Origin of the sequence: Devosia lacusdianchii, assembly GCF_022429625.1 — a bacterium.
GTDB lineage: Bacteria > Pseudomonadota > Alphaproteobacteria > Rhizobiales > Devosiaceae > Devosia > Devosia lacusdianchii.
The window spans coordinates 3518835-3544572 of record NZ_CP092483.1; the positions used below are offsets into that span (position 1 = coordinate 3518835).

At 62.8% G+C, this 25738-nt stretch carries 24 protein-coding genes; 18 read left to right on the forward strand and 6 right to left on the reverse strand.

Features of this window, described 5'->3' with window-relative positions:
• The first annotated feature begins 3 nt into the window (after positions 1-3).
• The 9 genes from MF606_RS17360 (at position 4) to dxs (ending at position 13953) form a co-directional block, all read left to right on the forward strand.
• The gene (locus MF606_RS17360; RefSeq protein ID WP_240230592.1) at positions 4-1242 is read left to right on the forward strand and encodes an ABC transporter substrate-binding protein; all 1239 of its coding nucleotides are present in this window, start codon (positions 4-6) and stop codon (positions 1240-1242) included.
• Between the two features lie 63 nt (positions 1243-1305).
• Positions 1306-2193, forward strand: a complete 888-nt coding sequence (locus MF606_RS17365; RefSeq protein ID WP_240230593.1) for an amidohydrolase family protein — start codon at positions 1306-1308, stop codon at positions 2191-2193.
• The gene (locus tag MF606_RS17370) at positions 2190-3077 is read left to right on the forward strand and encodes a carbohydrate ABC transporter permease (protein WP_240230594.1); all 888 of its coding nucleotides are present in this window, start codon (positions 2190-2192) and stop codon (positions 3075-3077) included. Before MF606_RS17365 ends, MF606_RS17370 begins: the two co-directional genes overlap by 4 nt.
• Positions 3070-3906: a carbohydrate ABC transporter permease gene (locus MF606_RS17375; RefSeq protein WP_240230595.1), complete on the forward strand. Its 837-nt coding sequence runs from the start codon at positions 3070-3072 to the stop codon at positions 3904-3906. The genes MF606_RS17370 and MF606_RS17375 overlap by 8 nt, the downstream gene beginning before the upstream one ends.
• Positions 3907-3922: 16 nt before the next feature.
• A complete protein-coding gene (locus tag MF606_RS17380) occupies positions 3923-4993 on the forward strand; it encodes an ABC transporter ATP-binding protein (RefSeq protein WP_240230596.1) in 1071 nt (356 codons plus the stop codon).
• 85 nt (positions 4994-5078) lie between these two features.
• The gene (locus MF606_RS17385; protein ID WP_476728693.1) at positions 5079-8051 is read left to right on the forward strand and encodes an autotransporter family protein; all 2973 of its coding nucleotides are present in this window, start codon (positions 5079-5081) and stop codon (positions 8049-8051) included.
• A gap of 267 nt (positions 8052-8318) precedes the next feature.
• Complete coding sequence (locus MF606_RS17390) at positions 8319-10022, forward strand: L,D-transpeptidase family protein (protein ID WP_240230598.1); 1704 nt, start codon at positions 8319-8321, stop codon at positions 10020-10022.
• Between the two features lie 236 nt (positions 10023-10258).
• Positions 10259-11881: a peptidoglycan L,D-endopeptidase MepK gene (locus tag MF606_RS17395; protein ID WP_240230599.1), complete on the forward strand. Its 1623-nt coding sequence runs from the start codon at positions 10259-10261 to the stop codon at positions 11879-11881.
• A gap of 140 nt (positions 11882-12021) precedes the next feature.
• Complete coding sequence (dxs, locus tag MF606_RS17400) at positions 12022-13953, forward strand: 1-deoxy-D-xylulose-5-phosphate synthase (RefSeq protein ID WP_275693098.1); 1932 nt, start codon at positions 12022-12024, stop codon at positions 13951-13953.
• A 212-nt stretch (positions 13954-14165) separates the two neighbouring features.
• Here dxs and MF606_RS17405 read toward each other — a convergent pair whose 3' ends face one another.
• Complete coding sequence (locus MF606_RS17405; protein WP_240230600.1) at positions 14166-15302, reverse strand: glycosyltransferase family 2 protein; 1137 nt, start codon at positions 15300-15302, stop codon at positions 14166-14168.
• Positions 15303-15474: 172 nt separating this feature from the next.
• Here MF606_RS17405 and MF606_RS17410 point away from each other — a divergent pair, with 172 nt between their 5' ends.
• Together MF606_RS17410 and MF606_RS17415 are read left to right on the forward strand one after the other, a co-directional pair.
• A complete protein-coding gene (locus tag MF606_RS17410) occupies positions 15475-16629 on the forward strand; it encodes a hypothetical protein (protein WP_240230601.1) in 1155 nt (384 codons plus the stop codon).
• Complete coding sequence (locus tag MF606_RS17415; RefSeq protein WP_240230602.1) at positions 16622-17218, forward strand: hypothetical protein; 597 nt, start codon at positions 16622-16624, stop codon at positions 17216-17218. Before MF606_RS17410 ends, MF606_RS17415 begins: the two co-directional genes overlap by 8 nt.
• Here MF606_RS17415 and MF606_RS17420 read toward each other — a convergent pair.
• Positions 17209-17670, reverse strand: a complete 462-nt coding sequence (locus MF606_RS17420) for an Lrp/AsnC family transcriptional regulator (RefSeq protein WP_240233884.1) — start codon at positions 17668-17670, stop codon at positions 17209-17211. The genes MF606_RS17415 and MF606_RS17420 overlap by 10 nt on opposite strands.
• A gap of 157 nt (positions 17671-17827) precedes the next feature.
• Here MF606_RS17420 and MF606_RS17425 point away from each other — a divergent pair, with 157 nt between their 5' ends.
• The 3 genes from MF606_RS17425 to MF606_RS17435 all read left to right on the forward strand — a co-directional run bounded on the left by MF606_RS17425 (position 17828) and on the right by MF606_RS17435 (position 19636).
• Positions 17828-18538, forward strand: a complete 711-nt coding sequence (locus MF606_RS17425; RefSeq protein ID WP_240230603.1) for an aspartate/glutamate racemase family protein — start codon at positions 17828-17830, stop codon at positions 18536-18538.
• A 1-nt stretch (position 18539) separates the two neighbouring features.
• Entirely contained in the window at positions 18540-19310 is a 771-nt protein-coding gene (locus tag MF606_RS17430; RefSeq protein WP_240230604.1) for a class II glutamine amidotransferase, read from the forward strand.
• Positions 19311-19408: 98 nt separating this feature from the next.
• Positions 19409-19636 (forward strand): hypothetical protein, encoded by a 228-nt coding sequence (locus MF606_RS17435; RefSeq protein WP_240230605.1) that lies wholly within the window; start codon positions 19409-19411, stop codon positions 19634-19636.
• Between the two features lie 189 nt (positions 19637-19825).
• On the opposite strand, the gene MF606_RS17440 is transcribed toward MF606_RS17435, so the two are convergent.
• Positions 19826-20086: a DUF2312 domain-containing protein gene (locus MF606_RS17440; protein ID WP_240230606.1), complete on the reverse strand. Its 261-nt coding sequence runs from the start codon at positions 20084-20086 to the stop codon at positions 19826-19828.
• Positions 20087-20401: 315 nt separating this feature from the next.
• Between MF606_RS17440 and MF606_RS17445 the strand changes: the two genes are divergently transcribed.
• Positions 20402-20968 (forward strand): DUF1036 domain-containing protein, encoded by a 567-nt coding sequence (locus MF606_RS17445; RefSeq protein WP_338084382.1) that lies wholly within the window; start codon positions 20402-20404, stop codon positions 20966-20968.
• Entirely contained in the window at positions 20965-22404 is a 1440-nt protein-coding gene (gene pyk / locus MF606_RS17450) for a pyruvate kinase (RefSeq protein WP_240230607.1), read from the forward strand. The genes MF606_RS17445 and pyk overlap by 4 nt, the downstream gene beginning before the upstream one ends.
• Before the next feature lie 115 nt (positions 22405-22519).
• On the opposite strand, the gene MF606_RS17455 is transcribed toward pyk, so the two are convergent.
• The gene (locus MF606_RS17455; RefSeq protein WP_240230608.1) at positions 22520-23500 is read right to left on the reverse strand and encodes a helix-turn-helix transcriptional regulator; all 981 of its coding nucleotides are present in this window, start codon (positions 23498-23500) and stop codon (positions 22520-22522) included.
• Between the two features lie 115 nt (positions 23501-23615).
• Here MF606_RS17455 and MF606_RS17460 point away from each other — a divergent pair, with 115 nt between their 5' ends.
• Positions 23616-24086 (forward strand): RidA family protein, encoded by a 471-nt coding sequence (locus MF606_RS17460; protein ID WP_240230609.1) that lies wholly within the window; start codon positions 23616-23618, stop codon positions 24084-24086.
• Positions 24087-24223: 137 nt separating this feature from the next.
• On the opposite strand, the gene MF606_RS17465 is transcribed toward MF606_RS17460, so the two are convergent.
• Entirely contained in the window at positions 24224-24856 is a 633-nt protein-coding gene (locus MF606_RS17465) for a TetR/AcrR family transcriptional regulator (RefSeq protein WP_338084383.1), read from the reverse strand.
• A gap of 66 nt (positions 24857-24922) precedes the next feature.
• Here MF606_RS17465 and MF606_RS17470 point away from each other — a divergent pair, with 66 nt between their 5' ends.
• The gene (locus MF606_RS17470; RefSeq protein WP_338084384.1) at positions 24923-25288 is read left to right on the forward strand and encodes a DinB family protein; all 366 of its coding nucleotides are present in this window, start codon (positions 24923-24925) and stop codon (positions 25286-25288) included.
• A 136-nt stretch (positions 25289-25424) separates the two neighbouring features.
• Here the strand turns inward: MF606_RS17470 and MF606_RS17475 are convergent, their stop codons facing one another.
• Positions 25425-25688 (reverse strand): hypothetical protein, encoded by a 264-nt coding sequence (locus MF606_RS17475; RefSeq protein ID WP_240230610.1) that lies wholly within the window; start codon positions 25686-25688, stop codon positions 25425-25427.
• Between the last annotated feature and the right edge of the window lie 50 nt (positions 25689-25738).

Consider the following 25738-nt stretch of genomic DNA (forward strand, 5'->3'; position numbering starts at 1 on the left):
AAAATGAAGAGATTGCTGTTTGCGACCGCCGCGACCGTGCTCGCGATGACCGTCGGGAGTATGGCCCAGGATCAGACAAAGCTGGTCTTCGCTTATTGGGGCGATCCGGCGGAGTTGCCGCCATTTGAAAAGATCGTGGCTGACTACGAAGCGGCCAATCCCAGCATCGACATAGAAGTGCAGCATGCACCCTGGTCGGGCTATTTCACCCGCCTCGATGCCCAGTTGGCCGCCGGCGCGGGTCCGGACGTGTTCTTCATCACCAATGTGCCGGCCTATGCCGCGCGCAACCAGCTCGAACCCCTGGACAAGTGGATCGCCGACAGCGGTTTTCCGATCGACCAGTACAATAAGGAGGCACTGGCGATCCACTCTCTGGATGGGGCGCTCTACTCCATCGCCCGCGACAACGATACCAACGCACTTTACTACAACAAGGCCGCTTTCGACGCCGCCGGCGTCGCGTATCCGCAGGCGGACTGGGACTGGGACGACCTGCGCGAGGCGGCCCTGGCGCTCACCAGGCGCGATGGCAACCGCGTGTCGATGTACGGCTTTGCCACCGAATCCAACGACTGGCCGCGCTGGATCATCCAGAATGGCAGCGACGTCTTCGACGATCCGCTCAAGCCGACCACCTTCACCATGAACAAGCCCGAGGCCACCGAGGCGATCCAGTTCCTGGGTGACATGATCAACGTCGATCACGTCATGCCCAGCTTCCAGGAGCTTCAGCAGAGCGGCGGCACCAGCCAGTTGTTCCTCGGCGAGCAGGTGGCGATGGTCGTCACCAATGCTGCGCGCCTGGGCACCTTCGCCGATGCGGGCTTCGAGTGGGCGGTTGCTCCCCTGCCAACCGGGCGCACCGGCATACACGCCAACCGTCTCGGCGGCGCCGGCTTCGCCATGAATGCGTTCAGCAAGAACAAGGAAGCCGCCTGGAACTTCCTGTCCTACCTCGCCGGCGAGCCGGGTCAGGTCACCTTTGCTTCGGCCAATGCCTCGGCCGTACCGGCCATGGTCGGCAACGATGCCGTGCGTGCCGCGTTCAAGGCCCCCTTCGCCGACGTATTCCTGGCCGAGAGCGAGTACGGCAAGCTCTTCCCGCAATTCGCCGGCTATGTGGACATCACCAATCTCTACATCCAGCCGGCGCTCGACCTGGTGTGGACCGGCGAAGCCAAGGCGCAGGACGCCATCGACGGCATCACCGCCGACGTTCAGGCGCGCTTGGCGCAGTAACCGATCAGACTGGGCGGCCCGGTGCCGCCCAGCCCTCATTTCGCTTTGTCAGGGAGCATGCCCATGCGGGTCTTCGACGCCCACGTCCACTATGGCTTTTGGGAAAAGCTGTTCACCCGCGATGCAGAAACGGGCTTTCTGGAGACACTGTCTGAGGTCTGCGAGGATGCCGGCATCGTTAAGGTTGCGCTCCTCGCCAATCCCGGCCTCGGCAATGCCAAGCTGTCCAAGGCGCTCGAAGCGCGGCCCGACCTGGTTGTCGCCATGGGGCGACTGGAACTGGACCACGATCCGGTGTCGCTCGTGGAAGAATTCTACCAGCGTGGCTTCCACGGCATCAAGATTTCCGGCGTGTCGCGCAATTACGACGACCCGGCCTATTTCCCCTTTTATGAGGCCGCGGCCGCGCGCGACCTGCGCATCCTCTTCCATACCGGCATTCTCGGTGGTCCGGTGGACTACCTCGAAGGCAGCAAGGAAGACGCCTGGAAGGCGCCACCGGCCGCCAATACCGAGGACGAGGAAAAGCTCGTCACCCGCCTCAGCCGACAGATGAAGCGCGAGTCCTTCGGTTACTCCAGCGCGCGCATGCAGCCAATCTATCTCGATACGATCGGCTTCTATTTCCCTGAACTCTTCGTCATCGGCGCCCATATGGGCTGGCCGGACTACCGCACCTCGTCGGCCGTGGCGCGTTGGCGGCCACGGGTCTATTTCGACATTTCCGGCGGCGACGTGGTGCACAACCACATTGTCGAGGGCGGCTATATCGGCAAGGAAATCAGCCCGCGCAAACTCATCTACGGCTCGGACAGCGATCACCGCCGCATGAAGGCCGACATCCTTCGCTGGAAGGCGGCCTTTGACACCATGGGTCTGACCGCCGACGAACAGGACCAGATCTTTTACCGCAACGCGGCGCGCATGTTCGGTGTCGAAGAGGCGGAATGAGCACACCGGCTTTTGCGCGCAAGGATGAACTGACGGCTTGGCTTTTCCTGCTGCCAAGCCTCGTTCTCTTCCTGACCTTTACGGCGATTCCGGTAATTGCCGCCTTCGGCATATCCTTCACCCAGTGGGATCTGTTCAACCCGGCCCAGTTCATCGGGCTGGGCAATTACAGCAAGCTTCTCAGCGACCCCATCTTCTCCCGCGTCATGGGCAATACGGCCTACTTCGTGCTCCTCTCGGTGCCGATCCAGATGCTGTTCGGGCTCGGCTGCGCTCTGGCCCTCAATCGCGGCATTCGCGGGCAGACATTCTTCCGCATCGCCTATTTCCTGCCCGTCGTCACGTCGACCATTGCCGCGGCCCTGGTCTGGGCCTGGCTGTTCAATGCCAATTTCGGCCTCATCAATGCGTTTTTGAGCCTTGCAGGCATCACCGACGTGCCGCGCTGGCTGGCATCGACGCAATGGGCTATGCCGGCTGTGATCATCGTCTCGATCTGGCAGAATCTGGGCTATGCCATGGTGCTGTTCCTGGCCGGCCTCCAGAACATTCGCGCCGATCTCTACGATGCTGCCGCCATGGATGGGGCCAGGGGATGGCGGCGCTTTTGGTTCATCACCCTGCCCCTGCTCTCGCCCACGACCTTTTTCGTGCTGATCATCTCGATCATCGGCAGCTTCCAGATTTTCGAACTGGTCTTTGTCATGACCCAGGCGGGGCCTGCCAACGCCACCAACACGCTGGTCTATTACATCTATCAGAACGGCTTCCAGTTCTATCAGATGGGCTATGCCAGCGCCGCGGCCATGGTCCTGTTTGTAATCGTGCTCATCATGACCCTGGTCCAATACGGGCTGCAGAGCCGGTGGGTGCATTATGGCTGACACCGCGCGCAACAAGCCGGTCGACTGGTTGATATTCGTGCTTCTGCTGGTAGGCGCACTGGTCACGGTCGGCCCCTTTGCCTGGATGCTGACGACCTCGATCAAGCCTGATCCCGAAGTCTTCCGCTATCCGCCCACCGTGTTCACCGCCGATCCGCAATGGCGGAACTACATTGAGATTTTCTTCGCCATTCCCTTTGGAAGGGCCTTCGTCAATTCGGTGATCGTGACGCTCGCCATCACCGTGCTGCAGCTCATCATCTGCTCGATGGCCGCCTATGCCTTTGCCTGCATGACCTTCCGCGGGCGCGAGACGGTGTTCCTGATCTATCTGGCCGCCCTTATGGTCCCGCCCCAAGTCACCATCATTCCCAATTTCATGCTGGTGCGAACCCTCGGCTGGATCGACACCTACCAGGGCCTCATCCTGCCCTTCGCCTTTTCCAGTTTCGGCACCTTCCTGTTGCGCCAGTATTTCAAGACCATTCCGCGCGAACTGCTGGAGGCAGCGCGGCTCGACAATTGCGGGCACTGGCGGATCTACCTCTTCATCGTCCTGCCTCTGGCGCGGCCGGCGCTTGGAGCGCTGGCCATCTTCGCCTTCGTATCGCAGTGGAACAACTTCCTGTGGCCGCTGATCACCACGACACGTCCGGAAATGCAGACCGTGACCGTGGCCCTCTCCACCCTGCAGGGGCAGTACAATACCGATTGGCCGCTGCTGATGACCGGCAGCGTCCTGGCCGTCGCACCGGTGCTCATCATCTTCATCTTTGGCAACCGGGCCTTCATTTCCGGCCTGACGGCCGGCAGCTTCGGCGGTCGCTGACCGAAAGGACCTCGCAATGGCACATCTGCAACTGGTCGGCATCCGCAAGAGCTTCGACAAGCACGAAGTGATCAGGGACACCCATCTGGAGGTCGAGGACGGCGCGTTCTGCGTCTTTGTCGGTCCCTCCGGCTGCGGCAAGTCCACGCTTTTGCGCATCATCGCAGGGCTCGAAACGGCAAGCTCGGGTGAGGTGCGTATTGGCGGCAAACCTGTCAACGATGTCGATCCTTCCGATCGCGGCATCGCCATGGTCTTTCAGTCCTATGCGCTCTACCCACACATGAGCGTGCGCGAGAACATGGGGTTCGGTCTGCGCATGGGCGGTACGCCAAAAGCCGAAATCGCCGCACGGGTCGCCCAGGCCGCCGACATTCTACAGATCACGCCCCTGCTCGACCGTCGTCCCGCCCAGCTCTCAGGTGGCCAGCGCCAGCGCGTCGCCATCGGCCGGGCCATCGTCCGGGACCCCAAGGTGTTTCTGTTCGATGAGCCCCTGTCCAACCTCGATGCCGAACTGCGCGTGCAGATGCGCGTTGAGATTTCGAGGCTGCATAAAAGCCTGGGCACCACCATGATCTATGTGACGCATGACCAGACGGAAGCCATGACCATGGCCGACACGATCGTGGTCATGCGCGCCGGGGTAATCGAGCAAGCCGGCCCGCCGCTGCAGCTTTACGCCGACCCGGACAATGCCTTCGTCGCCGGCTTCCTGGGCTCCCCGCGCATGAATTTCTTCAAGGGAACCGTCTCGGAACGCGATGGCAAACCGGCATTCCTGCTTGCCGATGGCCAGACCTTGCCCGTGCCGCACCTGTCCGCGCCGCCGTCGCCGGGCCAGGACGTACAGATCGGCATTCGGCCCGAACATATGGACAGCGTGTCGCCCGATGCGCGCCTGACGCTCACGGTCGACGTGGTCGAGCATCTTGGCACCACCAATTTCGTCTATGCTAGGGGCCCGGCAGGTGAAAATGTCGTCGTCGAGAAGCGCGGGCTGTCCCAGACAGCGGCGCAGGTGGAATGCGCGATCGAGGCCGCTCACATCCGCGTCTTCAGCAATGATGGGAGCAGACTTCGCTGAGCGCCGAGACGGGGAATTAGTGAATAATTAAGCATAATGTTCGCAAGCTCAGACATTGCCTGAATTAAGCTTTAGCTCGGTTGCTATGCAGAGAAGCCGTTTTCCCCAAGGTGGTTCGTCGTCCCGCCAGTACCTGCTCATTTCGACAGCGCCATTCGTTGTCGCGCTAGCGACGCTCTCGCCTGCATTGGCGCAAGTGTCGATTGGCGGCGATAGCACACCGTCAAATCCTGCGGCCATAGACGGCAGTGTTGACTTGCAAATCGGTGTAAGCGGTGCTGGTAGCTTGAGCATTCTCAATGGCAGCACGTTGACCAATGCCACCGGCTACGTGGGGCTCGATGTCGGCAGCGTCGGCGTGGTGACGGTTTCGGGGCAGGATTCGCGCTGGGACAATCTCGGTGACGTTGTCATTGGACAGTCTGGCAATGGGACGCTTGACATTGAGGCGGGCGGGTTCGTCAGCGGCGAAACTGGCTATATAGGTGCCAGTGCGGGCGGCGTCGGTGTCGTGACGGTGACAGGCGCGGATGGTTCGGGCAACGCTTCGACCTGGTCGCTTCGGCGAGATCTGAACATCGGATATCCGGGGACAGGAACGCTCAATGTTGCGGAATTGGGCCATGTCGCGGTTGCCGGGCGGGTCAATGTCGGTTTTAACGGACAGGGCAATATCGAGCTCTCGGATGGCGCCACTCTGTCGAGCAATGATGCAGTGCTCGGCCTTTATGAGCATGGTGAAGTACTCCTGACTTCGGGCGCCTCCTGGACCATGGCGGGCCAGCTCACGGTCGGTTGGGGTGATGAAGGCGTTCTGCGCATTGAAGACTGGGCCAGCGTCACCAGCAACCAGGGCTATGTAGGCTCCGAAGCCGGCAGCAATGGCACTGTAACGGTGACTGGCACGGGTTCGGGCTGGGAGATGACCAGCTTCAACCTTACCCTGGGCAATTACGGGGTCGGCGCGATGACCATCGCAGATGGCGGGCGGGTCTATGCGAAAACCGGTGTCTATCTGGGCATCTCTGACGCGACAGCCAGCGGTACGCTGAATGTGTTGGGCACACCAGGCGCGCGCGGTGTGCTGGAAACCAGCGGTTTCCGGGGCGGCATGGGCACTGCAAATGTCACCCTCGATGGCGGCATCGTCCGGGCCATCCGCAACAATACCGATTTCGTCAGCAACTATGGCGCTCAGCAGATTACCCTTGGCGCCGGCGGCGGCATCATCGACACCAATGGCTACAATATCGGCATTGCCCCTGTCATGACCGGCGCGGGCAGCCTGACCAAGGATGGCCTGGGCACGCTGACGCTCACCGGCGCCAACACCTATGGCGGTGGCACGACAATCACGGCCGGCACCTTGCAGCTGGGCAATGGCGGGAAGAGCGGCAGTATCGTGGGGAACGTCGCCAATAGCGGCGTGCTGGCCTTCAATCGCTCGGATGCGGTGACCTTCGGCGGAACGATCGCCGGGACGGGTGGCGTTTGGCAGGTAGGCTCCGGCCAGACCACGCTTAGTGCAAACAGCTTCGGCCTGTCGGGCGTCTCGCGAGTGTATAACGGCATTCTCTCGGTCAATGGCACGCTTGGCGGGTCGATTGAGGCCATAGGCGGACGACTGCAGGGTACCGGCCAGGTGGGGGCAGCGACGAACTTTGCCGGAGGCACCATCGCACCCGGCAATTCGATCGGGACGCTTACCGTGGCAGGCAATTATGTCGGCAACGGCGGTACGCTCGAAATCGAGACGGTTCTTGGCGATGACAGCTCGTCCACAGACTTGCTGGTGGTGACCGGCGATACGTCCGGCAGCACCAATGTTCGAGTCATCAATCTCGGCGGTGCCGGCGCGCAGACCAATGAAGGCATAAAAATCGTCAATGTGGGTGGCGTGTCCGCTGGCGATTTCACGCTGCTTGGCAGCTATACCTTCGAAGGGGCTCCCGCAGTGGTTGGCGGAGCTTATGCCTATCGTCTTTACCAAGGGGGCGTCAGCACGCCTGCCGACGGTGACTGGTATTTGCGGTCGGCCTTAGTCGATGGGGGTACCCCGACGGTACCGCTTTACCAGGCCGGGGCGCCTGTCTACGAGGCTTATGTCACGGCACTACAGAGTTTCAATGAACTTGAAACCTTGCAGCAGCGCGTCGGCAACCGGTCCTGGATGGCCGGTACGATTGAAACGGGTGCCGTGCCTGCGGCAGCAGGCGCCAATAGCGGGATCTGGGGCCGCATTGTCGGCCGTCACGCCAGCATGGGCTCCAAATTCTCCACCACCGGTGCTGACCTCGATGTCGGCATCTGGCAATTGCAGGCCGGTGCCGATCAACAGCTCTATGCGGGCGACGCTGGCAACCTTGTTGGGGGCCTTTCGGCGCGGTACGGCACCATTGCCGGTGACGTGACTTCGCCGTTCGGAAACGGCTCGATCAGCAGCACCGGCTATGGCCTGGGTGGATCGCTGACCTGGTATGGTTCGGGTGGGTTCTATCTCGATGCCCAGGCGAACCTGACCTGGTATGACAGTGCACTGGCTTCCTCAACCGCCGCGACCGGTCTGGTTTCGGGCAATGGCGGTTTCGGTTATGCCCTTGGTGTCGAGGCCGGTCAGCAGATCGCGCTTGGCCAGAACTGGTCGATTACACCCCAGGCCCAGCTGACCTATTCCGATGTCAGGTACAGTGGCTTCACCGATGCCTTCGGTGCCGCCGTCTCACTGGCCGAGGGCGATGATCTCACCATCCGGCTGGGCCTTTCGGCCGACTATCAGGACGCCTGGATCGATGAAGCCGGCGACACCAGCCGTATCCATGCTTATGGCATTGCCAACCTCTACTATGACGTCCTTCCCGATAGCAGGACCAACCTCGCCGGAGTGCAACTCGTCAACACGCAGGATAATCTGTGGGGTGGCGTAGGGGTCGGCGGCACGTACACCTGGGGCGACGACAAGTACGCCCTCCACGGCCAGGCTGGCGTCAATACAAGTCTCGTCAATTTCGGCGGCAGCTACAGCCTTGCCGGCACAGCCGGGCTCACCGTCAAGTTTTAGGCGTTTCAGAACCCAACTGGGGGTTGCCGGGCCGCGGTGCGACCATAACTCGGCCGCCCCACACAGTATTGCGTTTGGCGCGACTTTGATGCGGCCTGGCTGCGACCACAACCGTTGCTGCGGCACAACAAAACCTGCTCACAACTTTGAGAGCGATTGTTCCCGTTAAGGTTTGCAGAGTATTGATTTGCTGCGCGGGGGCGTCTTGCTGAGTCCGGTTTTTCGGGCCGGCAGGTTGGCTGTTGCGACGCCGTGCATGGAGCTCACATGAACAAAGTCCTGGTCTGCCTCGTCGCCGCCTTGTTCGGCGCTGGAATCGCTTTGCCGGCGATGGCCCAGGATGCCGCCGGCCTCGCCGCCGGACCGGTGATCATCGCGCCGCCCCAGAGCCCGCTGGCTCAGACCATCAAGGCCGGGCTGTCGGCGTCCTATTATGGCGCCCGCAAGGACACCGCCGCCTATGGGGAGGCCCAGAAGCTCTATTTCTTCTATGGCGCCCGCCATTTCGAGCCGATCTGGCTCGATGAAGCCCCCAATGGCGACATCGCCTTTTCCGAGCCGGCCCAGAAGATCCTCAAGCTCTTCGAAGCCGCCGAAAGCGAGGGCCTTCGTCCCAGCGATTACCTGACGCCCGCTCTCGACCCGGCTGGCGCCAAGGGTGACCCGCTCAAGATGGCGGCGCTCGAGACCGCTTTCTCCGGCGCCACCCTGCGCTACGCGACCCATATCTATACCGGCCGTGTCGCCCCCCGCTCGGTCAACGAACTGCTCGATATCGAGCCCAAGAAGCTCGATGAGGCCACGCTCCTGGTCGAGCTGGCATCGAGCCCCGATCCTGTCGCTGTGCTGGCCAAGCTCGAGCCGACCCACCCCGAATTCCTCGCCCTCAAGGCGGCCCTCGCCACCTTTGACGAGAGCAATGTCGACCGCCCCACCCCGATCGCCGAAGGCCAGACGCTCAAGCCCGGCATGAGCGACCCGCGTGTGCCGGCCCTGCGTGTGCGCCTGGGCCTTACGCCTGTCGAGGACGTTGTTTACGATGACGTTCTCGTCGCGGCGATGAAGACCTTCCAGGGCACTCTCGACCTTGATGTCGACGGCGTCATGGGTCCCGCCACGCTGGCTGCGCTCAATGGCGGCCTTCCGGTAACGCGTGCCGATATCATCGCCAATATGGAGCGCTGGCGCTGGATGCCGCGCGAACTGGGCGCCTTCAACGTCCTCGTCAACATTCCCGAATATCGTCTCGCCATCAGCCGCGACGGCGTCGAAGAATACACCACCCGCGTCGTGGTCGGCACGGTCAAGAACCAGACCCCGGTCTTTTCCGACAACATCCGCCACATCGTTGTGAACCCCTATTGGAACGTCCCCAGCTCGATCATCAAGGGCGAGATCGCGCCCAAGACGCGCGCCAATCCGGGCTATATCGACAGCCAGAACATGGACCTGATCTACAATGGCGACGTGGTCAGCCCCTGGCAGGTCAATTGGGGCGTGGTCGGCGACACCTTCCCCTTCCGCGTGCGCCAGCGTCCCGGACCGGGCAATGCCCTGGGCCAGATCAAATTTCTGTTCCCCAACAAGCACGACGTCTACCTGCACGACACGCCGTCCAAGTCGCTGTTCTCGCGCAGCTTCCGCGCCTATAGCCACGGCTGCGTGCGCGTTCAGAACCCCATGGAGTTCGCCGATGCGCTGATGGCCAACGAGGCCAATATCAGCCGCGCCTCGCTCGAGGCCATGTTTGGTCCCGCCGAGCGCTGGGTCAATCCGGATAAGCAGATCCCGGTGCACATCGCCTACTTCACTGTGCGCGTGCAACCCGATGGCTCGCTCAAGTCGTTCGGCGACGTCTATGGCCACAATGCCAAGCTGATCGCTGCCATGGGCCTGGAGCAGCCGACGCCATCGGCCATCCCCGACATCACCGCCGATGCGGCGCCGGTGGTCAACGAGCTCTCCCCCTGAAGGCTCGCTTAACCTCCGGTTTACAATTTCGCCTTGGTTGCGCCCCGTTTTGCCCGTAATAAACTAAGCGTGAGGGGTCCGGCATTAGCCGGTTGACAGCTCGTTAGCGTTAATCAATTCGATCCTTTTATACGCTAACGTCCGACGGCAACTGGCAATAACCGGCAGAGTTTGGCGTGACGGGGAATTCCTATTTGATACGGCACCATATCGTGCGGCTTGTGATTGCCGCCCTTATGAGCATCACCGTCATCCTGCCGCAGGCGGTTATCCCGGCTGCCGCCGCCACTGAGCGCGCCCTGTTTCTCTATTACACGCACACCAAGGAAACGGCCCGCATCGTCTTCAAGCGCAACGGGCAATATGTGCAATCGGGCCTCAACGAGCTCAACCAGTTCCTGCGCGATTGGCGCCGCAATGAACCGGCCCGGATGGACCCGCGCCTGTTCGATCTGATCTGGGAAGTCTACCAGGAGGTTGGCGCCAGCCAGCCGATCAACATCGTTTCCGCCTATCGCTCGCCCGCCACCAACGAAATGCTGCGCGCCTCGTCTTCGGGCGTCGCCGAAAACAGCCAGCATACCAAGGGCAACGCGATGGACTTCTTCATCCCGGGTGTCCCCCTGGCCAAGCTGCGCGCCGTAGCCATGCGCAAGCAGGTCGGCGGCGTGGGCTTCTACCCCACATCCGGGAGCCCCTTCGTGCACCTCGATACCGGCTCGGTCCGCGCCTGGCCGCGCATGACCCGCGCGCAGCTCAAGGAAATCTTCCCCGACGGCCGCACCATGCACGTCCCGACCGACGGCACGCCGCTCTCGCAGGAGGGCTACCAGATAGCCATGGCCGAGTGGAAACGCTGCCACGCCTATCCGTGCAATGGTGGCTCCTCCTCCGGGACTCAGGTTGCCCAAGGCGATGGTAGTGGCACGACGCTGATGGACCTGTTCTTCGGCGGCAAGAACAATCAACCCGCCCCCACGCCCGCCCCTGCCCCCGTTCAGGTCGCCGCCGTAGCGCCCCAGCCCGCCATGCCGCAGGCCGCGCCGGTTCCGGCCATGCGTCCGGCCAATCTGGGCGGCCTGGCCGCACCGGTCGCGGTCGCCGCCGTTGCTCCACCTATCCCATTCTCCACCAACGGCAGCGCGCCGCTCGATGAGTCCGAACTCACGACCGCCATGCTTGCCCCGGTCCCGGCGATGAAGTCGCAGACCCTGCAGGTCGCCACCGCCTCGGCCCTGCCCTCCGGTGACGCCGTGACGGCGATCGCCGCGCTCACCGCGCCGATCCCGCAGCCCCGCCTCATCATGTCCGAGCCCGAACCGGCCCCGGTCGTGGCCGCCTATCTGCCGGCGCAGGATCCGGAGGCCCAGCGCGCGCTCGAAATGATCATTGCGCGAGAAACCACCGCCGCTGTCGCCCCGCCGACTCCGGCGTCACGCCTACCCATTTTGCCACCACTGACCGCAGCAACCGGCTTGCGTACGGCGTCGCTCGGCGGCAATTCGCCGGTCACCGGCGCGCTGGCCGGTCTCTTCAGCAGCACCTTTGGCGCCGCCCAGCAAAACGAGCCCATGGCCGCCGCTCTGGCCTCCCACATCGCCAGCCGCCCGGCACCATCAGACATGCGCACGCCCGACCTCATCGCGCCCGATCTTGAGCACATTGCCGAAGTCTTCACCGCACCCGCCGCCCTGACTTCGGAGCATTTCGCGGTGATCTGGGATCACGACGAGGCCGATTTCAGCCCGACGACCGAGATGGGTCGCTACGTGACTGTCATGGGCGTTGGCGATTTCCCCCAGGGCCTGTCCCACACCCGCTTCGTCTCGGCAGCACCGATCGCGCTGGCCTCCAACTAGGCCAGCCGCAATTCCAGCACGATCTGCCAGTAGCACACCCCTGCCTCAGTTTGGCGCAGGGGAGCGTCCCATTATTGCAAAGCAAAGGGACCGAGCCTAAAGAACTGGGATAGTGCCGCTTTTGGCAAAGGACTGCCCGCTTGGCCGACAAGCCCTCGACACCATTGCTCGATACCGTCAATTCGCCTGCCGACCTGCGCGCCATGCCGCGCGGCGAGCTGCGGCAACTGGCCGATGAACTGCGCGCCGAGATGATCGACGCAGTCTCGGTCACCGGCGGCCATCTTGGCGCCGGCCTCGGCGTGGTGGAACTGACCGTGGCGCTCCACGCCGTGTTCGACACCCCCCATGATCGCATCATCTGGGACGTCGGCCACCAGGCCTATCCGCACAAGATCCTGACCGGCCGCCGCGACCGCATCCGCACCCTGCGCCAGAAGGATGGCCTTTCCGGCTTCACCCGTCGCGCCGAAAGCGAATACGACCCCTTCGGCGCCGGCCATTCCTCGACCTCGATCTCGGCCGGCCTCGGCATGGCCGTCGCCAGCGAGCTGATGGAACAGCCGCGCAATGTCGTGGCCGTCATCGGCGATGGCGCCATGTCGGCCGGCATGGCCTACGAGGCCATGAACAATGCCGGCGCCATGGACGCGCGGCTGATCGTCGTGCTCAACGACAACGATATGTCGATCGCCCCGCCCACCGGCGCCCTGCGCACCTATCTGGCCCGGCTGGTCTCCGGCCCCTTCTATCGCGGCACCCGCGAGGCGGCTAAGACTGTCGTCAGCAAGCTGCCCAAGATGCTGCACGAACCCGCGCGCAAGACCGAAGAATTCGCCCGCTCTTTCTTCACGGGCGGCACCCTGTTCGAAGAGCTCGGCTTCTATTATGTCGGCCCCATCGACGGGCACGACCTCGAAAGCCTGCTGCCCATTTTCGACAATGTGCGCGACGCCGCCGAAGGCCCGATCCTCGTGCATCTGGTGACCCAGAAGGGCAAGGGCTACGCCCCCGCCGAAAGCTCGTCCGACAAGTATCACGGCGTTTCCAAGTTCAACGTCATCACCGGCGCCCAATCCAAGGCACCGTCCAACGCGCCGTCCTACACCAACGTCTTTGCCGAAAGCCTGATCCAGGAAGCCAACGACGATCCCCGCATCGTCGCCATCACCGCGGCCATGCCCTCAGGTACCGGCCTCGACAAGTTCGCCGAGATCCACCCCAGCCGCATTTTCGACGTCGGTATTGCCGAGCAGCACGCGGTGACCTTCGCGGCCGGCATGGCGAGCGAAGGCATGCGCCCGTTCTGTGCCATCTATTCGACCTTCCTGCAGCGCGCCTATGACCAGGTCGTGCACGATGTCGCCATCCAGCACCTGCCGGTGCGCTTCGCCATCGATCGCGCCGGCTATGTCGGCGCCGACGGCCCCACCCATGCCGGCAATTACGACGCCGCCTATCTCGGCGCCATTCCCGGCATCGTGCAGATGGCGGCCGCCGACGAGGCCGAACTGCGCCACATGGTGGCAACCGCCGCCGCCTATGACAACGGCCCCATCGCCTTCCGCTACCCGCGCGGCGATGGCATGGGCGTCGATATGCCGGCGCGTGGCGAAAAGCTCGCCATCGGCAAAGGCCGCATTGTGAGGCAAGGCGCAACCATTGCCATCCTCAGCTACGGTACCCGCCTGGGTGAAGTGCTCGCCGCCGCCGACAAGCTCGCCGCCCTGGGCCTCAACCCCACCGTCGCCGACGCGCGTTTCCTCAAGCCCCTCGACGAAGAGCTCATCGCCAAACTGGCCAGCACCCATGATGTGCTGCTGACCACCGAAGAAGGCGCCATCGGCGGCTTCGGCAGTCATGTCGCCACCTTCCTCGCCAGCAACGGCCTGCTCGACGGCAAACTGCGCTTCCGCCCGCTGATGATCCCCGATCGTTTCGTCGAACATTCGAGCCAGGCCGACATGTACGCCGACGCCGGCCTCGACCGGTCAGGCATCGTTGCCACCGCACTTACGACGCTGGGCTTCGACGAGGCCGCCATGGCAGCAGCACTGGGCAAGATCAAGTAGCCGCCGGCGCACTTCGCGCAAAATCGCTCCGGTGGAGCGATTGTACGCAGCTAGGCCCAGAGGGCCACTCTCAACACGGCACAAGCGGCGACAGGCCCTCGGGTCAAGCCCGAGGGAACACCGTGGTGAAATGGAAAGGCGCCCCCCAAACGCGATCTGTCCTCCCCCTATCAGGGGGAGGCTAGGAGGGGGTACTCCGACCCCTCAGCGGGCTACTTCCACGTAAACGCCCGCGTCACCGCATAGTTGAACACCGAGCTCATCACCGCGCCCGACAGGCCCGCGATGAAGGTCTGGTGATCCCACTGGTAGATCGCATTGGCCACCGAAATATTGGCAATGCCACCCAGCGCGCAGATGGCGCAGAAGCTCAGGAAACCGGTGATCAGCCGCGTGCCGCGCAATTTGCGGTCGGCATAGGTCAGGTTGTTGTTGAGCACGAAGTTCCACGCCATGGCGATCAGCGTCGCGGCGATCTGAGACACCACGAAGCCTTGTCCCACCGCAGTGAACGCCGCCAGCGTCGCCAGGTGCACGACCACGCCGGTACCGCCGACAAGGCCGAACAGCAGGAAGCTCGGCGGCAGCGCGCCATTGGTGAGTTTGCTGAACCACAGCCCCAGATACTGGATCACTACCAGCGGGCTCATCTTGCTTTCGCCGGCATGGCGCGGGCGGAACGTATAGGGCACTTCGGCAACCTTCAGCGGCGCCCCCATGCGCGCCGAGGTCACGATCAGGTCGATAAGGATCTTGAAGCCGTCACTGGCCAGCTTTGGCGCCGCCTTCAGCGCCGCCTCGCGGCGGATGAGGAAGAACCCGCTCATCGGATCGCTCACCGCCTGTCCAGCAATCATCCCGGCCAGCTTATTGGCAAGATTGCTACCCGACAGACGCGTGCTGCTAAGACCATCACCAGCCGAGCCACCTTCGGCAAACCGCGAACCGACCACAAGGTCGGCGCCATCCAGCGCCTTTCGCAACATCTCGGGCAGGATCGCCTCGTCATGCTGCAAGTCCGCGTCGATAACCGCCACATAGGGCGCCGACGTCACCGCCATGCCCTCGACACAGGCCGAGGCCAGCCCGCGACGGCCAAAGCGGCGCAGACAGCGCACATTGGCGTAGACGCGCGAGAGCTCGTTGACCACTTCGGCCGTGCCATCGGGGCTATTGTCGTCGACGACGATCATCTCCCAGGCCACATCGCCCAGTGCGATCGCGACCTTCTCGTACAACAGCTCGATATTCTCGCGCTCATTGTAGCTCGGCACGATAACGGCGAGCTGCGGCGGATGAAAGGTGACGTTCTGTTCGACCAGCGGAAGCGTCGTTGATCCGATCGACATGGGTTTTCACACCTGTTCTTGCTTTTTTCGGGCGGATTTCCCGCTAGTTCCTTAAAAGCACGAAGCAGCAGTTCTGGTTGCAGCAATTCTGCCATGGCAGCCTTGCATTTGTTGCAAGTGCTATCGGTGGGCTGATGTGGCACTTGACGCGATCTATTGAAACGGAGGCGCCGTGTTTCAGGCCAGCAGTGATCCACGCGAGGATCGAGCCACACTATTCGTACTGCTGCTGCCGCTCGCCTTTGCTCTTCTGGGCACGCTGATCCGCTTCCTCGCCTTCCGCTATCAGCTCCCGGATATCCCCTTCACCAACTACTTCCAGTCGCTCTGCCGCTGGGATTGCGGCTGGTATGTCCGCATGGCCGAAACGGGCTATGACCCGTTCCCGGTTCCCAACCGCACCAATGCCGGCAACTGGGCTTTCTTCCCGTTCTACCCCATGCTGGTCGGCGTCATCACCAAGCTGGTGCCGCTGCCGACCATCGTCACCGCCAGCCTCGTCTCGATCGCCACCGCCTATGCCGCCGTGATCGCCGCCTGGCCGCTGCTCGGCCGCAGCCGCAAAGCCTATATCCTCTACGCCGCCTTCATGCTGTCGGGTCCGGTATCGATCTATTTCACCACCTTCTTTACTGAGGTGATGTTCGTCCTGCTGACCACGCTGGTTTTCCGTTTCCTCGGCCGCTCCAACTATCTCGGCGCCGCCGCCGCGACAGCTCTGCTCTCGGCCACCCGCATCGTTGGCGTCTTTGCCTCGCTCTCCATCGGCGTGCAGGCCCTGATGGACTATCGCCGCAACAGAGGCACCTGGCGCGGCGTTATCGGTGGTCTTCTTGGCCAGCCCAGGCTCGTGCTCGCCATCTTCATCGCCCCGCTCGGTCTCTTCGCCTATATGGCGTTCCTCCATTACTGGATCGGGGACGGCCTGGCCTTCAGCCATGTGCAGCGCGCCTGGGGCCGCCAGATCGCCAACCCGATACTTTACCTGTGGCAGGGCCTCAACGCCTGGCCCGATGACGAACGCTGGCTCACCCCCTCGCAAATCCTGGCCCTCGCCGCGACTGCCGGCATTGTGTTGACCGGCATCCTCGCCTGGCGCCGGCAATGGCCAGCCGCGGTCTTCGCGCTGCTCTGCATCTTCATCCCGCTGTCAGCCGGCCTAGCCTCCATGCTGCGTTTCATGTCCGGCATGGCCCCGCTGACCATCACGGCCATGACCATTCTCGGCCGTAACCGCATCATCTTCATGCTGAGCCTCGCCGCTTTGCTCGCCGGCGCCTGGTTCGCCACTCTGGCCTGGTTGGGAGGCAATGTTGCGCTTGTCTGATCGCCACCCCGCCGCCCTAGGCGCTTATGCGTTGGCCGCCCTCCTCGCCCTTATCGAGCTTGGCGTGCTCTGGCAGACGCTGCACCCACGCGTCTCCGACGACTACCGCGCCTATTACATCGACCGCACCACCACCTGCCTGCCCCAACCCGTCACCGGCGCCTACACGCTCGGCACCGAGCTCGACTTCCGCTCCGGCGGGCCCGACACCAGGGAACTGCGCCCCTGCGGCTGGGAGGGTCCGGCCGGCGACGGCACGCATTCGATCGGCGAGGCCTCCCGCCTGCGCTTCGCCGTCGATAGCCCGCAAAATCTCGTGCTGACCCTCGACCTCACCGCCACCACCCTCGACGGACCGCCCGAGCATCGCGTCGAGATCAGCGCTGGCGGTGCAAAGATCGGCGAAGCCCTGGTCACATCAGACCGGACCGACCGTTTCACCGTCGCCATTCCCGCCAGCGCCGTCATCGACGGCTTCGTCGATATCCTCTTCGACTATCCCGACGCCATCGCCCCGCGCCCCGGCATCGCCAACAACTACTGGCGCTCGATCAAGCTCATCTCCGCGAGCCTCTCGCCTCAGACATAATTGGTCGGTACGCCCGTCGACAGCTTCACCGTCTCCATCGAGATATAGGCCGACATGTCGAACAGCTCGACCCGGCCAACAAGCTGGCGATAGATCACGTCGTAATGCTCCACATTGGGCAGCACGAGCTTGAGAATGTAGTCGAAATTGCCCGTCAGCCGGTGCACCTCGACGATCTCGGGGATGGTACTCACCGCCGCATGGAACTGCTCGAGCCAACTCGCCTCATGCTTGCCGGTGCGCACGATGACGAAAACCGTGGTCGGCAGGTTGAGCTTCTTGCGGTCGAGCATCGCCACGCTGCGCGCGAAATAGCCTTCCTCGCGGAGCCGCGTAATCCGCCGCGAGCAGGCCGACGCCGATAGCGCCACCGCCTCGGCAATATCGGTCACAGCCATTTCGGCATTGGCCTGCAGCAGGTCGAGTATCTTGCGGTCGCGATCATCCAACATGCCCGATTCATGCATGATTTCGCGATCCATCGCAATCCTGCGGCGCAATCCCGCTCCCCAGCGCCGTCGGGTTGCACAAGGAACACCTCACCCAAGCAATTTCGCATCCTGCTTGCAGCAAACCTCAAGCATGCTGGTGGCAATACGGGAGAACATCATGAAGACCATTGGCCTCATCGGCGGCATGAGCTGGGAATCCACGGCGGTCTATTACCGCCTCATCAACGAGGCGGTGCGCCAGCAGCGCGGCGGGCTTCATTCCGCCGAGATCGCCATGCGCTCCCTCGATTTCACTCGCGTCGTCGAGCTGCAGAAGGCTGGCCGCTGGGACGATGCCGGCACACTGCTCGGCGAAGCCGGCGCCGGTCTCGCCCGCTCCGGCGCCGCCTGCGTCCTCATCTGCACCAATACCATGCACCTGGTTTCCGAACCGGTCGCGGCCATGTCCGGTGTACCGCTGATCGATATCATCGACGAAACCGCCAAGGCGCTACGTGCCGATGGCCGCCGCCGCCCGCTGCTGCTCGCCACCCGCTACACCATGGAGCACGGCTTCTATGCCGAGCGCATGAAGCGCCACGGCATAGAGGTTGTCGTCCCCGAGACCGACGATCGCGGCACGGTGCATGACGTGATCTTCAACGAACTCTGCCAGGGCAAGGTGCACGACGCCTCCCGCGCCCGCTACCTCGCCATTATCGAGGCCGCTCGCGCTCGCGGCATCGACTCCGTCATCCTGGGTTGCACCGAAATCTCCCTGCTAGTCGACCCAGCCGCCCTCCCCCTCCCGGGCTACGACTCAACCGCCATCCACGCCGACGCCGCCGTGCGCTTCGCCCTGGCGGACGAGTTGGAACGCGCCGCCTGATATGTGCCGCTTCCTCGCTTACACGGGCGAGCCAGTCTTCCTCGATACCTTGCTGATCGAACCGGCTTCCTCGCTGGTCAGCCAGTCGCTGGCGGCCCGCGAGGCCAAGACCGTCGTCAATGGCGACGGCTGCGGCGTCGGCTGGTATGGCGCCCGGACCGAACCGGGCATCTATCGCGGCACCCTACCCGCCTGGTCCGATGCCAACCTGGCCTCGCTCTGCCACCAGGTGGTGGCGCCGATGTTCCTGGCCCATGTCCGCTCGGCGACATCAGGCGAAGTCTCGATGGCCAATTGCCACCCCTTCGCCGCCGGCCGGCATCTGTTCATGCATAATGGCCAGATCGGCGGCTATGACCGCATCCGCCGCTCGGTCGAGGCCATGATCCCCGACGATCTCTATGCCCGCCGGCGCGGCAATGGCGATAGCGAAGCCATCTTCCTTGCCGCCCTCGGCCACGGCCTCAACACCGATCCGATCACCGCTCTCGCCCGCACGCTGGCTGTCTGCCAGCGCATCATGGCCGCCAACGGTATCAGCCTGGCGCTTCGCTTCACCGCCATCCTGGCCGATGGCGAGCGCCTGCTAGCCATCCGCTGGGCCAGCGACGACCATCCGCCCTCCCTCTATTGGCGACGCTTGGAAGGCGGCATTGCCATCGCCTCCGAGCCCTTCGGGGAAACCGGCGATACCTGGCAGACCGTGCCGCCGGGCAGCGCCATGATCGCCGCCGGCGACCAGGCCTCGTTCAGCGATTTCGCCGCCGCATAGACACGAAGCGCGGCCTTTGAACCGATAGTGGCGAGCGCCGCTAAGACATTATCAAAGATCTCAGGGCTTTCTGGCGTGATCAGCAGAGGCCGCAGCCCATGACCATTTCCAGCATTGCCATCGGCGCCAGAGGCATGCACCGCGCCGCCGACCGCCTCGAAGCCAGCGCCAGCCGCGTGGCTCGTATCGGCACCGGTCTCGGCGATACCGACCTGGCCAGCGAGATGGTCGACATCAAGATGGCCGAAACCGACTTCAAGGCCTCCGCGCAGGTCGTCCGCGCCGCCAACAACATGGCCGGCGCCGTTCTCGATATCCTGGCGTAGAGCGCGTCGCCTCGTATCTGATTGGGCAGTAGACCTCATGGTGCGCTTGTAAACCACGAGGTCCTGGCACCATCGCCCGATCAAACACGACACCCTTCAACCCGGCGGCACATAGCACAACGCCCTCGGCGTCGAACCCAAGGGCGCTGCGTCGTCAATGCCAATCCCCGCCTTCGCGGGAAAGCTGCCTCAGTCTTCCGGCGGCGCCGCGACCATGCCCAGCGCGCTCATATAGAGTTCGAGCAGGGCTTCCTGCTCCATGCGCTCATTGGCGTCCTGCTTGCGGATCGCCACGATCTTGCGCAGGATCTTGGTGTCGAAGCCGTTGCCCTTGGCCTCGGCATAGATTTCCTTGATGTCAGCGGCGATCGCCGCCTTTTCTTCTTCCATGCGCTCGATGCGCTCGATAAAGGCCCGGAGCTGGTCCTGGGCTACGCTGTCTTCGGCCATGGGGTATCCTCGTCGGGTATGTTGAGATTCACGTCAGGGCCAGTCGAAAACGGCGGCTTCCGAGAACCGGAGCGGAGCGTACATGAGTACGTGAGCACCGGAAGCGCAGGAAGCTGCCATTTGCAGGCCGCCATCACGTGAATGTCGACATGCCCTCAGATCAAGCGCTGCTTGAACCGTACTCCGGCGGCAGGTTCAACCCCTTTGTGGCCCAATCCACATCCGCTTGGCCGGCATACCCGCAATTCGGTCAAATCGCGCCATTAGCCATTGACCTTGGGGGCACCATGGGCTCAAAGAAGGCACGTTTTCCCGATGAAATCCGGCTCGCTTTTGTACGCTTCCCGTCTAGGCCTGACCCTGATTGGCGCGATTGGCGTCGGCCTGGCTTTTGCCAGCCCGGCAAAGGCTGATCTACGTATCTGCAATGAGACCGCCAACCTGGTTTCGGTGGCCCTCGGCTATCGCGCCGAGCGCGGCTGGATGAGCGAGGGCTGGTGGCAGGCCCCTCCGGGCGATTGCCGCGTGCTTTACCAGGGCGATCTTGAGCGTCGCTTCTATTACATCTTCGCGGTGGATGATATCGGCGGCGGTGCATGGGACGGCTCGGTCTTCATGTGCACGCGTGACGAAACCTTCACAATATTCGGGGTTGAGGATTGCCTCGCCCGGGGCTATGAGCGCACCGGCTTCTTCGAAATCGATACCCAGAACCGCACGGACTGGACTCTGCAACTGACCGAGGACACCAACGGCCCCGCCGTGGTTGGACCGGATGCCGGCGAAGACCTCGAAGACCCGACATTTCTTGTCGACCCTGACGATGTGACGACCGACGCGCCGCAGGACGACATAAGTACGCAAGAAACGGACACGCAATGAGACGCATGAGACGCGCAAAGATCATCGCCACCCTCGGGCCCGCGAGCCACGAAGAGAAGATGATCGAGGAACTGGCCAAGGCCGGCGCGGACGTGTTCCGCATCAACATGAGCCATGCCAGCCACGACCTGATGCGTCAGACGGTGGAACGCATACGTAATGTCGAAAAGCGGCTCAATCATCCTTTGGGCGTACTCGTCGACCTGCAGGGCCCCAAGCTGCGCGTGTGGAAGTTCGCCGAAGGCTCGGTGAACCTGGTCGCCGGCCAGAAGTTTACGCTCGACAGCGTCAAGGACGACAACGGCAATGCCGAGCGCGTCTACCTGCCCCACCCCGAGATCATCGAGAGCGTGTCGGTCGGTGACCGCCTGCTGCTCGACGACGGCAAGCTGGCGCTCAAGGCCACCAAGGTCGGCAATGGCGCCATCGAGACCGAGGTCATCTATGGCGGCAAGCTCAGCGACAAGAAGGGCGTCTCCCTTCCCGATACGCTGCTGCCCACCGGCGCCCTGACCGAGAAGGATCATGCCGACCTGCTCGCTGGCCTCGCCGCCGATGCCGACTGGATCGCGCTCAGCTTCGTGCAGCGTCCCGAAGACATTATCGACGTGCGCAAGATCGTGCAGGGTCGCGCCGGCGTCATGGCCAAGATCGAAAAGCCTCAGGCCATCGATCGCCTCGAAGAAATCATCAAGCTCTGCGACGCCATCATGGTGGCTCGCGGCGATCTTGGCGTCGAGCTGCCACTCGAAACCGTGCCGGGCCTGCAGAAGCGCATGATCCGCATGGCCCGCCGTTACGGCAAGCCGGTGGTCGTCGCCACCCAGATGCTGGAATCGATGATCACGGCTCCAGTCCCGACCCGCGCCGAAGTCTCGGACGTGTCGATCGCCGTGTTCGAAGGCGCCGACGCCATCATGCTCTCGGCCGAGTCCGCCTCGGGCCAGTACCCGGTCGAAGCCGTCTCCACCATGAACAAGGTAGCCGTGGCCGTCGAGGGTGACGCCAATTATCGCGGCATCATCCGCGCGGCCCAGACCGAGCCGGAGGCCACCGCCGCCGACGCCATCTCGGCCGCCACGCGCCAGGTCGCCGAAACCCTCGATCTGGCCGCCATCGTCACCTACACCGCCTCAGGCTCCACCGGCATCCGCGCCGCCCGCGAACGGCCCAGCAAGCCCATCATCGTGCTCTCGCCCAATATGCGCACTATCCGCCGCATGTCGGTGGTCTGGGGCGTCCATTGCGTGCAGACCGAAGACGCCGTGTCGCTCGAGGACATGGTCGATCGCGCCTGCGTCATCGCCTATCAGGAAGGCTTTGCCCGCCCCGGCGACCGCATCGCCATCACAGCCGGCATCCCCTTGGGCACCCCGGGTGCCACCAACATGCTCCGCATCGCCTTCGTCCGCCAGGACGGCGCCGGCTCGAGCTGAACCTCGGCACGATCTCTGTAATGAAAAAGGCCCCGACACGTTCGGGGCCTTTCCGTTGAGCAGGCCGGTACTTTCCGACCCCATTTCCGCTGTTCAATTTACGAAATCGAATTCCCTAAAGCTGCCTTGGCGTGCATTCGCCATCATAAACTTTTGCCAGTGTGCCAACGATACTCGCCATTTCAGCTCGAAGCTCGGGCGGCCCGACTACCTCGGCGTCCTTGCCAAAGCGCAATATCTCCATGGCGGCGTGCGCCATAGAACCTACTGACACGGATACCTGCCTCCAGCCTCTTGCGTCGGCTTCTTCCGAAATTACAGCCCCATTACGGACAAAGGGAGGTAGAAGCTCCTCCATCATATCCAAAGCCCAAGGCGAAAGACGAATGTCCGCTCGGTTCGGATGAAGGTCCACTTCGTATCGCCGGATGCTCTCTACCCAATATGCTTCAAGGTCGAAGTTCTTCGGATACTCAAAGCGTTCATCGAGTACCGCCATCTGGCTGATCCGAGAAACGCGGAAGGTGCGAATTTCTTTGTGCGTTTGGACGACTAGATACCAAGCGCCGCCTTTCAGGACGATGCCAAGAGGTTCGACTCGCCGTTCCTTTTCCGTCGTCCGGCTTTGGTAGCGCATATGTATCGGACGCTGATTCCACACGGCGTCGGCAATCGCTGGTAGATGGTCCAGGGTTTCGGGTTCGGCGAACCAAGCCGGCGCATCGAAGTGGAAGCGCGCTTTCATCGCGCCGGCGCGCATAGCTTCCGGTAACGCAGCCAAGAGCTTTGCACGCGCGCTTGCCGCTACAGCGCCCATACCAAGGTCAGCAGCTTGCCGCGCGAGGCCGGCCAGAAATAGTGCCTCGGCCTCTCTTGAGGATAGGCCGTTCAGGCGAACGCGATAGCCATCGAGCAACCGATAACCTCCCCTGCTGCCTTGCACGCTGTAGATCGGGATGCCTGCGGCGCTAAGGGCATCTACATCCCGATAGATCGTCCGCACCGAAACCTCGCATTCGTTGGCGAGCGCCTCGGCGGAAACCTGTCCCTTCGCTTGCAGCGTGGTCAGGATGGATAGAAGTCGGCTTGCTCTCATGCGAAAGGCATAAACCAACCTGACACAGAGTGACAGGTATGGCCGCGTAAAGTGTCGGTGTTAATCATGGCGGACAACACGCCGTTGCCCGCCGACTCTGAGGGACTGAAAAATTATGTCTCGCTCAATCAAGCACCTACTCATTGGAGGACTAATCGTCATGGGAATATCGAACGCGGCGACTGCGCAGGGGCTAACCATCGTCAACCCGCCGAACCTCGGCGATCCCACACCGAACGGCTACAGCACGGCGATAATCGTGCCTGCCAACGCGCGGGTGGCCTATATTTCAGGCCAGGGCGGCTTTGACAGCACAGGGGCCTTGTCGCCCGACTTCGCCACCCAGGTCGCACAAGCATACGCGAACCTTGGTGCAGCCCTTGAGGGAATCGGCGCGAGGCCAGATCAAGTTGCCAAGCTCACGGTCTATGTGGTCGATCATGACATGTCCAAGCTAGGCGTTCTGACACAGAACGTCTCGGCAATGTTCGCCAACAGCCTGCCGGCACAGACCCTGGTTGGAGTTCCCAAGCTTGCCGTTGAATCCATGCTCTTTGAGGTCGAGGCAATCGTCGTCCTCGAATAGAGAAACGACTGAAATTGTCGCCATGGATGAATACGCGACGAAATTCATTCGACGACAGGTGGGCGGCTGCTTCAGGTGAACTTCGGCCCGAAGCAGCCCCTCCGCAATCCTAGCCGCCGCCCTCTCGAGCAGCCACCTCACTCCTGCTCAACTGCGTCACCCAAATACAGCCCCACCAGCCGCGTCAGCTCTTGCCGAACGGCCGCATCCTTCAGCGCGCCTCGTCGCGCCGCATTGTGGATGACACCATCGATCGCATCGGACATGACCAGCGCCGCGACGTGATCGGCCGCGTTTGGCGCACGCCGGTAATAATGCGCGATCGCCGTGACATAGTAACCAAGATACTCACGCTCGAACGCGCTATTGGGATTGAGGTACTCATCCGAACTCGGCGCCTCGTCGAGCAAGGCCCTGTGCAGACCCGGATAGATGCTGTGCGCGGCGATCATATCCCCCACCAGCCGATCGGCAAACTCTGATGCTGTCAGCCCGTCCGGTCGCATATCCCGCAGGATTGCCAGGCAGTCGTCCAGGTGGCGCTGCCGGATGGCGGCCACCAGCGTCACCTTGTCCGGGAAGTACTGGTAAAGCGAACCGATGCTCACGCCGGCCAGTTCGGCAATTCGGTTGGTCGAGAACCCGGCCCAACCCTCACTGCTCAAAACGCGAGCCCCAGCCTCGAGCATCAGTTCGACCGTGACCCGCGAACGGGCCTGCCGAGGCTCTTTCCGCATGGTCGGCTGCGACTTTGCAACGCGAGTGGACACCTGAGGCTCCCCCGATAAAATGTAGAGACATAGCTCACATTTGTCGAAATAGAGGCTCTCGCGTCAATGACCAACCTGCTTGCCAAGATCTACGACTATCACGCCTGGGCCAATGCCGACCTGTTGGCCAAGCTGGCCACGCTGGACCCGGAGCGCCACAAGAGCGAGCTGCACACCGCCCTGCGCCTGATCAACCATTATTATGTCGTTGCCCGGATTTTCTCGGCCCACCTGCGCGGCATACCCCACGCCTATGTCTCCGACAATACCGAGGAAACACCGGCGCTCGAGGAGTTGCGCATGGCCATGGCCGCCTCCGATCGCGAGTACCGCGACTACATCACCTCTGTTTCGGCCGCCGATCTGGAGCAGCCTATCGCCTTCGCATTCACCGATGGCGAAAAGGGCTACATGACCGCGGGGAGATGCTGAGCCAGGTGGCGCTGCATGGGGGCTATCATCGCGGCGAGGTCGGCCGGATTCTCTGGCAGGTGTCCGTCACCCCGCCTTGGGACACCTTCGCCGTCTACCTGCACCAGGCCGAACCCGCGAGACGGCTGCAAGGCGCCTAGGCAGGACGTGACGCTCCGACATAGCTGCCGCGCGCGCAGGTGCCCTTCCCATGCCGGCGGCCCGTCGAGCGCTTCTGTGTCGGGTCGGGACGTGGCTGGCGCATCGCCTCCTGCACCGCAATGAGATCGATCCCCAATTCATCCAGCCTTGCCGGGTTGAAGGCGATCAACTCCGCCAGGGCCAACCTTTGCAGCCGCGAGCGCGACTGCACAGCCAGTGCCCTGCGAACGACTATCGCGACTTGCTTGAAAATACCCATCGAACCTCTCCTTGCCAAAACTGCCTTATTGCTTCGAGGACAGTTTGTGC